Raw genomic sequence first — 12,602 nt, forward strand, 5'->3', positions numbered from 1 at the left:
TACCATGGGTAACTAAAGATAACCTTAAAAAATAGCATAGTTGTCTTTGATAAAAAAATGCGACATCAGTCATTCAACAAACGGATTTTCCAAAAAAGGAGCGTACTACTTGGGTACGTCAGTCCTCATCATAGCTTCACCAAGTTCGGTGAATAGCATCTATGTTGATTGGATAGTTCGTTTGTTATTTCTGATCTCACATTTTTTATCATGACATATTGAAGGCTGGGCTAATGGGTATCATAAAAAGATTTGCGAAAGCTATAGCTATCGAGCGCAATTCTCCGTGCATCACACCAATCACGAACCGGACCGGTGAAGAATAACGGGACTGCACGAGTATGGAGAGTTGTTTTGCTTCCCGTCATTGCGTAGAGAGTGGTTAATTCTGCTTGCCACTGTTGAATGAGAGCGACGGTTTCGTCAACGCCCTTAACAAGCAAATGATTGAGAATTGTTCCTGAAAGGCCAACAGCACTAGCACCTAAGCACAAAGCTTTGAAAATATCGTAGGCATTGCGTATCCCACCAGAAGCGATGTATTCGTAGGGATAGGGAACTTCATTTGCTTCTAACAACGATTGTACCGTTGAAACACCATAATTATCCAAATAGCCATACTCCCTTTTTTTGCGACGAGCATTTTCAATCTGGGTAAAACTTGTGCCTCCTTGGCCTGAGACATCCACACACGTTACTCCACAATTAATGAGTTGCTGAATGGTTTCACGAGTCATCCCAAAACCGACTTCTTTTACAATGACAGGCACAGAAAGCGTGTCAACTATTTTGGCAATGTCTTCTAACCAATAACGAAAATCACGGTCACCTTCTGGCATGACTAACTCTTGTGGTGCATTTACATGAATTTGCAAAGCATTTGCTTCAAGTAAATCGACAGCTCGTTGTGCTTGATCAAGCGTGCTGCCAGCCCCCACATTAGCAAAAATGATCCCGTTAGGATTGGTTTTTCTCACAATGGTAAAGCTTTCTTGGACGGAAGGGTCTTTCAGCGCAATGGAAACGGAACCTGTGGCCATTGCTAATGAAGTTTCACGAGCAAGAATAGCAAGTTGTTCGTTCAATTGTTTTGTTTTTTCGCTTCCACCGGTCATGGCATTAATAAAGAAGGGACTGGTTAGTGAGAGTTTGGCCAGCTTGGAAGCAATGGAGATTTCTTCCGTTGCCACTTGAGGAAATGAACGATGGATGACATGGACATGGTCAAAGTCAGTTGAACGCTGTTTATGAAAGGCTTTGGCTAAAGAAACATGCTCATCTTTACGGTTCATTTTTTTCCTCCTCGGTAGTGGTAAACATGGAGCGGCAATGGGGTGATATCAGCTTTTTCCCAGGCACTCATTAGCGGTAAGATGCCCGTTCGTTGATCAGCAATGACAATCCCACAGTCGCCGCCACCTGCTCCGGATGATTTGGCAGCACCTCCACACGAAATGGCTAACTGACAAAGCTTTTCAAGAGAAGGCGTTTCAATGACAACTCCAGTGATTTGGGCAAGGGTGGCTAATAATTCCCGATTTTTTAAAATCATTTTCTTAATTGTTGGCACATCTTCTTCCATAAAGGCATCAATCAAGGTTTGAACACATTCTTTGCTATCATCCAAAAATTGCTGATATAGTTTTTGTTTTTCTCCGCGTGATTGAGACACTTGATCGACCAAGTCGGAAGTTGAAGCAGGGCTTCCCGTCCAGCCGATTAAAAGACGCAAATTTTTTGGTGTATGTAAAGGCTGAATGGTTAACATCGGCCAAGGTTCTGTCAGTAAATGGCTAATGGGCCATTTTTCTTGTTTATCTAGTACCCATTTATGATCAAACGTTGAGAAAGCAATCCAACCACCATATGAGCTTGCGGCGATATCTCCACAGGATCCGTTTCCTTGAACAGCTAAATGAGCCAGAGCCGAAATCTTGAAGATGGTCAATTGATCCATTTCTAAATCATAGAATAAATTAAGTGCTTTGACGGTTGCTACTGTAACGGCACCACTGGACCCTAAACCATATTTACGACCATTGGAGTTATCTAGTTCACTCGTTACTTTCAGGTCATAAAAGGCAAGCAAGCGCCCTTTTTCAGCTGCATATTTTTCCGTCAATCGAATGGCTTCCAAAATATAATGAAAAGGATTTTCCCGATGGTCTAAAACCAACTCACCATTCCGCCGAGTCCAACGAATGGGTAAGTCGCTATATTGTTGAGAATGAATGGTACCATTCTTGGTAGCATTTTCGATTTTTACGGTAATAAATTGATCAACAGCTACAATAATCGCAGGATACCCTGGCTCGACAACTGCATACTCACCGGCAATGTACAATTTCCCTGGGGCAGATACTTCAATCATTTTGTCACTTCCGTTTCTACAAATTGGATTCCTGGACCAGGATAAGCCGCAATGATTTGTTTTTCCGCAAAAGAGGCTGCCAAAGCCGCTTGAATGGCTTGGACATTCTTTTTCTGGCAAAGTATTTTTACATTTGGACCAGCATCCATGGTGAAGTAACAAGGAATCCCTTCTTGACGAAGCGTGCGCACGATTGTCATCGCACGTAAGCTGTCAGGGGACCAGTACGTAAATGGTGGAGTAGCTGCTAGCGTCGTGGCATGCATCTTTAGTCCGTTGGCTTCCATTGCTATCCCCAATTTTTGAAAATCGTGTGCTTGGATGGCTGCTTTGGCTAGTTGCAAATCCGTTTGAGCTTCTTCCACCCATTGTGGATAAAAGGCAGAGGTTTCGACAGTTCGTTGCATCCCTTCACGACTAGAGATGTCTTTTGGTTGATCATTAATCAAAACGAACACCATCGCTAATTCCTTTTCCCAGCCCTGTGCATCAATAGGCACAGCATAAGAAGTAGCATCAGAATGTCCTCGCTCCCACTCAACAAAACCTCCAAAAATGCTACGGCAAGCGGAACCTGAGCCTCTTCTGGCCAATTGAGATAACTCTTTTGGGGAGAGATTCAGAGCCAAAGCCTGATTACAGGCACCTGCAAGAGCAGCTAATCCGCTAGCAGAAGAAGCTAAACCAGCAGCTGTTGGGACATGATTATGGCTGTGGATGACAGCAAAAAACGGGCAATTGGCCCGTTTACGGACTAGATCTAGAAAAGTAGACACTTTCTTTGTAGCATTACGTGACTGTTCCATTCCATCTAAGTAAAAGACATCTTGTGTAAAATTCTTTGAAAAAAGGACCTCTGTTTCGGTAAAAAATCCATCCAATGTCAGCGATAAACTGTTGTTTTTTGGTAAAATTAGTTCTGGATCCTCTTTTCCCCAATATTTAATTAAGGCGATATTTGTATAGGCACGCGCCTTCCCATTAAGCATATTGATAAACTCCCAATCCTTGTAACCAAGCATCTTTTACTCCAGCTACTTTTAATTTTCTGCCAATTCTTATGGCATCGTCTTTGCTTTTTGTTAAAACGATAAAGCAACCCCCACGACCGCCACCGGTTAATTTGGCACCTAGCGCCCCTTCAGCAAGAGCAAGGCGAATATAATTATTTAATTCTGAATTGCTAACATGCAATGAAGCCAACCGTAAATGGGCCTCAGTCATTAATAAGCCTAATTCTTGTGGATGATTACTCATAATGGCATGTTGTGCATGCCTCGTCAAGCGTCCAATTTGCTGCAGATGATTGCTAGTAAACGCTTGGTCAACTTCATACAATTCTGCAACCGATTTGACCGCTGCGCGTGTTTGTCCTTTTATTCCCGTGTCAGCAACTAACAAGTAAGCATCTAAGTGTAATGGAAAAGGAATGATTTCTTTATTTTTGAGGAAAAAAATAGGTTGGCTACCACTCGTTGCTGCAGCGTCGATACCGCTTGGATTCCCGTGAGCGATTTGTTCGGAAAAATTCACATAAAAGAGCAATTGCTCCTCCGTTAACGGACGATCTTGCCAGTCGAAGAAGGCACGTGTAATTGCAACGGCAACAGCTGCACTAGAACCCATTCCTCGTTCAGCAGGAATCGTACTATCAATTTGCAAATGAAAGGCTGACGCACCAAACTCTTTTTGCAGACGGGCAGTTAGCGCACGAATATTGGCCAAATTGTCAGGGGTATCTGCAAGCTTTCCAGTATGGTAACTAGAAGTCACTGTATTTGTTGCTGTTGCTGATTCTGATAAGGTCGCCACAATTTTGGTACCATTAAAAGGAAAAGCAATTGCCGGTTCCCCATAAACCACAGCGTGCTCTCCCATCAGAATAATTTTTCCTGTTGCCTCACCTATACCGACGTCTTTCATAATTCTCCTCTTTCATTTTTGTCATATCAAATAAACCCAGGATTCATTTTACTAGATTCTAGCTGATACGTTAAGCTTTCAGCCTATTTTTCTTAAAAAAAAAGCAATTTCTTAAGAAAGAGGTTTACTTTTTTTATCACTCTCTTCCGTTGACGGGCGTTTTTTTGGTGAGGTATAGTAGATAAGTTGAAGGATGAGTCATCATTCATTGTAAAGAAAATTGGAGGAAAACAATGATTGTATTAGCAGGGACAATCGGTGCTGGCAAGTCCAGTTTAACCGCAATGTTGGCAGAGCATTTAGGGAGTGAAGCCTTTTATGAGTCAGTAGAGGATAATGAGGTCTTGCCACTTTTTTATGCTGAACCGCAGAAATACGCTTTTTTATTACAAATTTATTTTTTAAACAAACGTTTTGATAGTATCAAGCGAGCACTTTCTGATAAAAATAATGTCTTGGATCGATCTATTTATGAGGATTCATTGCTGTTTCATTTAAATGCGGATTTAGGAAGAGCTACGGCGACAGAAGTAACAGTATACGATGAACTGTTAGCCAATATGTTAGAAGAGTTACCTAATATCTCGCAAAAGAAGCATCCAGATTTGTTGGTTCATATCCGCATTTCATTTGATACGATGCTCCAACGAATTGCTAAAAGAGGCCGACCTTATGAACAAATCAATCATGATCCGGGTCTATTTGCATACTATCGTGAGTTGAATAAGCGATATGATCAATGGTATGATGCGTACGATGCAAGTCCGAAAATCCAAATCGACGGTGATGCGTTAAATTTTGTAGAAAGTACACAAGCCGCGAAAGTGGTTCTGAGTCACATCGATCAAGCGCTTAAAGAAATCAGAATGTAGTGTTGAATGACCAATGGTGAAAACGAAAAAAAATGAACAAGAGACGAATGGAAGCTGCAAAAAAGCCATCCGTTTCTTTTTTTGAAACAAAATACTTTTCAAGTAATCGCTTTTTCGTTATAGTTGATTAGTCAATTGTTGATTAGTCAAATTAAGAAAGGAGCCGCAGATGGAATTAAGGGAAGTGAGTCAATTACTTTATCAATTGAAGCTTGCCACTCAAGAAACGACAACCAAGTTTGAAAGAGAAACAGGTTTTAGTATTACTCGTTATGAATTAATGCTGTACCTTCAAGAACAGGGTGAGTGTTCTCAGACGACTTTGCAGAACGAATTACAAATTGATAGCGCAGCGGTTACGCGACATTTAAAAATCCTGGAAGAGAAGCAATACGTGCTTCGGGAAAGAAACAAGGAAAACAATCGAGAAATTGTCGTGAAGTTAACAGCAAAAGCGCGCAAAGAATTAGAACAATGTCAATCGGAACATGCACCATCATGTAACAAAAAATTAATTTCCCTCAGCGATGATGAAGGGGAACTATTATTGCAGTTATTAAAAAAAATCGTAAAATGAAAGAGGAATAAAAAATGACAAAAATTAACGAAACAAGCAGTTTTTCAGAAATGGTATTTGGAAGAAAATCTGTTCGTGTGTATGACGAAACAGTCAAGATTTCTCACGAAGAAATGTTAGAAATGATTCAAGAATCAACCACTGCACCTTCTTCCGTGAATATGCAACCTTGGCGTTTTGTTGTCGTAGAAAGCGATGAACAAAAAGCAAAATTGAAACCATTGATTCGTTTCAATACGCGTCAAAATGATACATCTGCTGCGATGGTTTTAATTTTTGGTGATATGCAATGTTATGAATTAGGCGAAGAAATTTATAATCAAGCAGTCGAAGAAGGAAAAATGCCTGCAGAAGTTCGTGATCAACAATTAGCAGCAATTATCCCTTACTACAAAAACTTTACAAGACAACAAATGAACGATGTAGTGAAAATCGATGCCAGTCTTGCTGCGATGCAATTAATGCTAGTTGCACGAGCTCATGGCTATGAAACCAATCCAATTGGTGGATTTGAAGCAGACTTGTTAGCAGAAGCAATGGGCTTGGATAAAGAACGCTATGTTCCTGTAATGATTGTATCAATCGGAAAAGCTGCAGAAGAAGGCTATACTTCTGTTCGTTTAGCAGCAGATAAAGTGACTGAATTTAAATAAAGGGGAACGGGATTATGCTCTACATTGAAGCCAAATTTTTCATTAAAGACGACCAAAGAGAGTTTTTTTTGAATGATATTCTGCCATTAATGGAAACGGCTCGTCAGGAAGAAGGGTGTCTTGATTATCATTTGTATGAATCATTCGAAGAACCCAATCAATTCGTGATGACCGAAAAATGGGCGAACCAAGAGGCCATTGATAATCACAACAAGCAACCTTTGTTATTAAATTTATTTGGTCACATGAAAGAATATGCCAAAAAGCCAACCGTTGTGAATGTATTTTCAAAGGAGGAATAAAACATGTCAATTTTATCAGTTGTTCTAATTGTTTTAGTTGCGCTCGAATTTTTCTACATTATGTATCTGGAGACCTTTGCACCAACGTCTGACGCTACAAGTCGTGTTTTCAATCTGACAAAAGATGAGTTAAGCAGAGATTCAGTCCAAACGCTATTTAAAAATCAAGGGGTTTACAATGGATTAATCGGTGTCGGCTTACTATACAGCGTCTTTATTTCTGGGGCATCACTTGAATTGAGTCGCCTATTGTTGGTATACATCATTTTGGTTGCTCTATATGGTAGTTTCACAAGTGACAAAAAAATTATTTTGACACAAGGTGGATTAGCGATACTTGCGCTGATTACAACATTTTTTTAAGTGAGCCAGTCTTACAATGAAGTTGCATTTTAAACAACGGTCTTATTCCGAGTTTCTGTCGGAGTGAGGCCGTTGTCTTTTTTTGTCGTTCGCATTTTTTGTTAAAAAAAATGAGCAACTGTTGTGAAACTAACAGAAATGTAAGGTAACTACTTTCTATGATCTTGGCGTAGAAAGACACATACTCCCATGATAAGATAAATAGAACGGTTTCTATTTTATTAAATTTAAAAGAGGTGGAGTATGAAGAAAAAGTGGCTAATTTGGGGTTCAGTTTTAATCGTATTGCTTGGGGGGGCTGGGATTTGGTATGGAATAAAACACGCAGGATCTTCTGATACAGAAGCAAGCAAGGCTACAAAGGAAAATTTGGAGATTACCTATTTCGACGTTCCTGAGATGGATCAAGTGTATATTAATGGAAAAGTTCAACCGGAACAATCGCAAGCCTACACTTTAGGAGATGAAAATAAAGTCGTTCCAACAATCAAGGTTCAAAATGGACAAGTAGTAGATGCTGGAACGGTCTTATATGAAGTTGAGGATCTAGCAGTGACAAGTGAGGTTGAAAATCAAACGAATGCGTTGACCCGGCAAGCGAATCGCAAAGTTGCGCTCTATGGCAAGTGGAACCGAGCCATTGAGCAATGGAAAAAAACATCTGAAGAGGAACGAACTACAACAAAAGAAGAATTGGATAACCAATACCAAACAGAACTAGATACGATTCTAGAAGAAGAACAATATATTAATGAAACACTTGCTGATTTAAATGAAAAGCAAATTATTCAAACAACGGCTGATTTTAAAGGAAAGGTAGCTATTCCAGAAGTAAAAGAAGCTAATACACCAATCATGCGATTGATATCCGAGACATTGTATGTTGCCGGTACAGTGAATGAAAAAGATCTTGAAAAAATTCAAGTGAATCAAAAGGCCAATTTAACGATTGTTTCAAATGGCACAACATTGTCTGGTCATATTCAATATATTGATGCCAACCCACCAGAACAAAATGGTGAGGCCAGTGGTGATGGGGCCCAAGCTGCCAATTTATCTAGTTACAAAGTGAAATTAAGTATTGACGAACCTGAAAAGGTAAAAAATGGGTACCATATTCAAGCCGCTATCAATGTGGGAGAGGAAACACCTATTTTTATTCCGACGGCAGCCATTCATCAAGAAGGAGACACTAGTTATGTCCTTGTCAATGACTTTGGTTCTGTGATTCGTAAAACCATTGTCCTAGCTGAAGAAGAGGGGGAGACAACCCACATCGTTTCAGGATTAGAAGCAGGCGATCGCATCATCGTTTCATCTAAAACGGAAGTAAAAGAAGGGGATGTCATTGATACCACATCCACTGATATAGAATAGGAGGAGAAAGCGATGGAAAAGAAGCAAACTCCTCTTATCGAAATGACCGGTATGAACAAGTATTTTACGATGGGCAAAGAACAATTGCATGTACTAAAAGAGTTGGATTTAACCATTTATCAAGGTGAATTTATTATGATTATGGGTAAGTCAGGTAGTGGCAAAACAACATTGATGAATATCATTGGTTTCCTTGATCGAGCAAATAGTGGAACCTATTGTTTTCAAGGAAAAAATGTTTCTACATTAAATGAGAATACCAAATCAAGTTATCGCAATCGGCATTTGGGTTTCATTTTCCAACAATTTTTCTTGATTCAATCGTTAAATATTCGTCAAAATATTGAGTTGCCTTGTGTGTATGAAGGAGAGAAAAACCGAAAAGAGCAACGGAAATTGTCGGAAGCACTTCTTGAAGTAGTCGGACTTGCAAGCAAAAAAACGGCAAAAGTGACGGAATTATCAGGAGGACAGCAACAAAGAGTAGCAATTGCACGAGCATTGGTGAATGATCCGGTGTTGATTATGGCAGATGAACCAACTGGGGCCTTAGATACGGAAACGAGTCGCGATATCATGGAGTTACTAACGGACTTGAATCAAAAAGGAAAAACAATTGTCATGGTGACGCATGACGAAGATTTAAAAAAATACGCAACGCGCGTCATTCATATGAAGGACGGTCGCTTCGAAACAGAGGAGGTTGTCTCTCATGATTCGAAATCTTATGATAACAACCTTGCTTAGCATTCGCGCACATAAATTACGTGTGTTCTTGACGATGATTGGGATTATCATTGGCATTGCATCGGTAGTTACCATTTCCACTTTGGGAGAAGGAATGAAAAAGCAAGTCGTGGATGCTACCAATAAGAGCTTGTCAGCCAATGAATTAAAATTAAAGTATATTCCCAGTGATCAGGCGGAAGAAGAGTATACGTTTAATGATGGCACAGAGTTTTCTTTTAGCAAAATTGATATGAAACGTGTTCGTGATATTGAAGGGGTCGAAACCATCTATCCGCTCTATGATAGTGGCATGGGAAGTGGTGTCATCGATGGGATGCTAGATTATTTTGGGTTACAAGCCTACTTGAATATTGCCCCTAACCCTGGTGAAAACGAGGTGGTTTACGGTCGAGATTTTCGTTCTTCAGATAGTGGAAAAGACGTTATTTTACTCAGACAAGATATTGTAGAACAACAATTAGGTGATACGATAACGGCTGAAGAATTGGTGAATCAAGCTGTTTCGATAGGAGGCAGAATGTTTAAGGTTATCGGCATTCTCCCAGTGTTTGACTATGAGAATGCAACGATGTCAACTGACTGGAATCTAGCACAGAGTAACTTTGTACCTAAAGATGCGTACAATGAGCTGACTCAGTTGAAACCAATAACCACAATTGTTTTCAAACTAAGAGAAGGCACTGATCGGCAACAAGTGATTGATCAAGCGACCACCATTTTAATGGAAGCACATGAGGAAATTCAAGGTGCCTTTGGTGAAGATAATCAAGAAAAGAAAAATATGGAAGAAATCCAAGCATCCATTGGCAGTATGACGATGTTTTTGATGGCTATTACAGCTATTTCTCTTTTAGTAGGCGGGATTGGTGTAATGAATATTATGTATGTATCTGTCACTGAACGAAAACGGGAAATAGGGATTCGAAGAGCCATCGGGGCCAAACCAAGAATGATTTTATGGCAATTTTTACTTGAATCGGCGTTTATCACGCTGTTAGGTGGTTTTCTCGGGGTGGCATTAGGATATGGGCTATCAGTGATTATTGGTGGCTATATTGATATAACCCCCGTCATGACAGTGCCAATCTTTGCTATTTCGACAGGAGTTTCAACGTTGACTGGCCTTGTCTTTGGAATTATTCCTGCCTTTAGTGCAGCAAGAATGGATCCGATTAAAGCAATTTATCAATAACCAATGTCAGTTAAAATTTGGCTAGTATGAAATAAATTTTTTACAAAAACGATGATAGTCTGCGTCTTTCTCGGTACAAAATAAGACGTAGACTATTTATAGAACGATAGCAAAAAAATTTTTTTTTCGGCCTTTTCTGGAAGGATGAACAAAAATTGCTTAATTGCAATATCAAATGCATAAAAAAATTAAAAAACCTTTATAGACAGTGAATTACTCAATAATCCAGTGTTACCAACGGTTTAACCCTTGTCTGGCAGTAAGATGTCTCTTACCTTTTTTTTGGTGGATTGTTGGTGGTTCCGATTATTTTACCTTATGGAACCACGGTTAGACGGATTCATTTTGAGACCTATCGGTTGATTGAAATCTTCAAAAGCCAATTGAACGGTTGTTTGTAATTTATACATGAAAAGCCTCCAAAATTGAGTAAAGTGCACGATTTATGCCAGTAATCCGAAAAAAAATCATGCACCTATTATATCAAAAGTGAGAGGGAAATGTTGTTATATCAAGGAAACTTTACTGTTCAGGAGACATTAATTAGGCTTTTTTTCTCTATTATTGAATATTTTTTCAGAAACAGAAGACCACAAACAACTTGTGATTTGTGATAGGTGATTCTATTAAATTTTAGGTCAAAGTATAAACCTTTTAAACGGTTTATTATGATATACTCATTCATGGCAGCTTGCCCCGAAAGGGGGTGCTATACATGTTTCAACAAATCTTCACATTGATTGTCGCACCACTTTTCGTGGGCTTAGTCATTGAACTAGTTTCTCATTGGTTAGACGAGAAAGACGACGATTAAAAGCAAGTTGCTAACTAACCCACAACGCTAGCCATCGCAACTAGTGCAAAAAAAGCCCAACCTACTCGCAATAGGTTGGGCTTTTGTGCTATACATGCTCGAAATCTTCACATTTCGCACACTCATTATAGCATGATTTTGATACTATGCCAAGTTGCTTGCTAACCATACCCTATTATTCGTACCTGGTACATAAAATGAAAATGGCATTTATTTGGTTCTCACACAAGCATTCTAAGCGATTTTCAAACTTTTTTGTGGGTAGTTATCTGCTAAAATTGCTGTAAAGCATCACTATTTCATTAATGATGGCTCTTAATTATTCTTCTTAATTCTGTGATAAATAGTTTTTAATAACGCCGATTGTAAAATTAAGCTAGACAATTAAAAAAGTCATTTGTGCTACACTCAATATAGTTCCGTCGAAAGAATTATAAGGAGTGATCACAAATGACCTATACCCATCTTACACCAACTGAACTCGTAATGCGTAATGATAGAAGCGTATTTTAATCAAATGCACTCTGTTTCAAAAGTAGCCAAACGATTACAACGTTCTCGACAAACCATTTATAATGTCTATCGTTTTCTTAAAAATGGTGGAAACGCAATGAGTTACTATAAACAATATAAGAAAAACAAAAGTGGTAAGTTGTAAAATGAAATGCATAAAGAAATAAACAAAAAAATCATGTAGATACGTTATACTTAAAAGCGACAAAACCATAAGTATGAAAAAGGTATCTACATGACTAAAGCCAATTATACCACAGAAAAGCATCACTTTAAGCACCTTTCTGACATCCAACGTGGAAAATCAGAACAAATGGCAAAATGTGGCACCTATACACAAGCTGAAATTGCGTGCGAATTAGGAGTCAGTCAATCGACTGTTTCCCGCGAATTGAGACGCGGAAAAACGCGCCAACTTGACTATCAACGCAACTATTACGAACAGTATATTGCCGTCTCAGGTGCACGAGTCTATAAAGAAAATCGCACAAACTCGCATGCGAGAGATCATCATAAGTATTCTGCAGCGTTTCTTGCAGCTTTGTCAGAAAAGCTAGTACCCAAGAATGGGCTACGGCTTCACAGTGTGGATACGTTTGTGCGCACCTATAGGAAATCGCACCCTGAGGAACGTGTTCCATGCACGAAAACCGTTTATGCGTTGATCAATGCTGCTGTGCTCTCAATTCGTAACATTGATTTACCTATGAAGACCAGGATGCGACCACGAAAGAAAACAATTTCAGACCCGAAGGGCCGCAATGCTAGACACTTAGGACGCAGCATTGAAGAACGTGCGCCAGAAGTACTATCAAGAGAAACCTTTGGACATTGGGAAGTTGATTTGGTCTTAGGGAAGAAAACAAAAAATGAGCCCGTCATCATCACGATGGTT

The 12,602-nt window shown here is 39.4% G+C and carries 14 protein-coding genes and 1 pseudogene; 11 read left to right on the forward strand and 4 right to left on the reverse strand.

From position 1 onward, the window contains the following. Nucleotides 1-230: 230 nt before the first annotated feature. From fni to mvk, 4 genes are read right to left on the reverse strand one after another with little or no spacing between them, the layout of a single operon-like run. On the reverse strand, nt 231-1,292 hold the full coding sequence (gene fni, locus ACFSR0_RS11140; protein ID WP_379982727.1) for a type 2 isopentenyl-diphosphate Delta-isomerase: 1,062 nt from the start codon (nt 1,290-1,292) through the stop codon (nt 231-233). Next, complete coding sequence (locus ACFSR0_RS11145; RefSeq protein WP_379982729.1) at nt 1,289-2,371, reverse strand: phosphomevalonate kinase; 1,083 nt, start codon at nt 2,369-2,371, stop codon at nt 1,289-1,291. The genes fni and ACFSR0_RS11145 overlap by 4 nt, the downstream gene beginning before the upstream one ends. Then, nucleotides 2,368-3,360 (reverse strand): diphosphomevalonate decarboxylase, encoded by a 993-nt coding sequence (gene mvaD, locus ACFSR0_RS11150; RefSeq protein WP_379982751.1) that lies wholly within the window; start codon nt 3,358-3,360, stop codon nt 2,368-2,370. Before mvaD ends, ACFSR0_RS11145 begins: the two co-directional genes overlap by 4 nt. Continuing rightward, nucleotides 3,353-4,294, reverse strand: a complete 942-nt coding sequence (gene mvk, locus ACFSR0_RS11155) for a mevalonate kinase (RefSeq protein ID WP_379982731.1) — start codon at nt 4,292-4,294, stop codon at nt 3,353-3,355. Before mvk ends, mvaD begins: the two co-directional genes overlap by 8 nt. 233 nt (nt 4,295-4,527) lie before the next feature. Between mvk and ACFSR0_RS11160 the strand changes: the two genes are divergently transcribed. The 11 genes and pseudogenes from ACFSR0_RS11160 to ACFSR0_RS11210 form a co-directional block, all read left to right on the forward strand. Beyond that, nucleotides 4,528-5,166 (forward strand): deoxynucleoside kinase, encoded by a 639-nt coding sequence (locus ACFSR0_RS11160; protein ID WP_379982733.1) that lies wholly within the window; start codon nt 4,528-4,530, stop codon nt 5,164-5,166. Nucleotides 5,167-5,335: 169 nt separating this feature from the next. Further along, nucleotides 5,336-5,743: a MarR family winged helix-turn-helix transcriptional regulator gene (locus ACFSR0_RS11165; RefSeq protein ID WP_379982735.1), complete on the forward strand. Its 408-nt coding sequence runs from the start codon at nt 5,336-5,338 to the stop codon at nt 5,741-5,743. A 14-nt stretch (nt 5,744-5,757) separates the two neighbouring features. Then, nucleotides 5,758-6,396, forward strand: coding sequence for a nitroreductase family protein (locus tag ACFSR0_RS11170; protein WP_379982737.1), 639 nt, complete (start codon nt 5,758-5,760; stop codon nt 6,394-6,396). 14 nt (nt 6,397-6,410) lie between these two features. Further along, nucleotides 6,411-6,698, forward strand: a complete 288-nt coding sequence (locus ACFSR0_RS11175; protein WP_379982739.1) for a putative quinol monooxygenase — start codon at nt 6,411-6,413, stop codon at nt 6,696-6,698. A gap of 3 nt (nt 6,699-6,701) precedes the next feature. Beyond that, nucleotides 6,702-7,061 (forward strand): DUF1304 domain-containing protein, encoded by a 360-nt coding sequence (locus ACFSR0_RS11180; protein ID WP_379982741.1) that lies wholly within the window; start codon nt 6,702-6,704, stop codon nt 7,059-7,061. Between the two features lie 243 nt (nt 7,062-7,304). Continuing rightward, entirely contained in the window at nt 7,305-8,438 is a 1,134-nt protein-coding gene (locus tag ACFSR0_RS11185; protein ID WP_379982743.1) for an HlyD family efflux transporter periplasmic adaptor subunit, read from the forward strand. 12 nt (nt 8,439-8,450) lie between these two features. Continuing rightward, entirely contained in the window at nt 8,451-9,185 is a 735-nt protein-coding gene (locus ACFSR0_RS11190) for an ABC transporter ATP-binding protein (RefSeq protein WP_379982745.1), read from the forward strand. Continuing rightward, entirely contained in the window at nt 9,151-10,380 is a 1,230-nt protein-coding gene (locus tag ACFSR0_RS11195) for an ABC transporter permease (protein WP_379982747.1), read from the forward strand. The genes ACFSR0_RS11190 and ACFSR0_RS11195 overlap by 35 nt, the downstream gene beginning before the upstream one ends. A gap of 715 nt (nt 10,381-11,095) precedes the next feature. Then, on the forward strand, nt 11,096-11,194 hold the full coding sequence (locus tag ACFSR0_RS11200) for a type I toxin-antitoxin system Fst family toxin (RefSeq protein ID WP_141427055.1): 99 nt from the start codon (nt 11,096-11,098) through the stop codon (nt 11,192-11,194). Nucleotides 11,195-11,644: 450 nt separating this feature from the next. After that, nucleotides 11,645-11,837: pseudogene (locus ACFSR0_RS11205) on the forward strand (IS30 family transposase); the annotation flags it as partial. 105 nt (nt 11,838-11,942) lie between these two features. Beyond that, the coding region (locus ACFSR0_RS11210) for an IS30 family transposase (RefSeq protein WP_379982749.1) at nt 11,943-12,602 on the forward strand (660 nt) is incomplete at its 3' end.

Origin of the sequence: Enterococcus camelliae (assembly GCF_042685105.1) — a bacterium.
Classification (GTDB): domain Bacteria; phylum Bacillota; class Bacilli; order Lactobacillales; family Enterococcaceae; genus Enterococcus_G; species Enterococcus_G camelliae.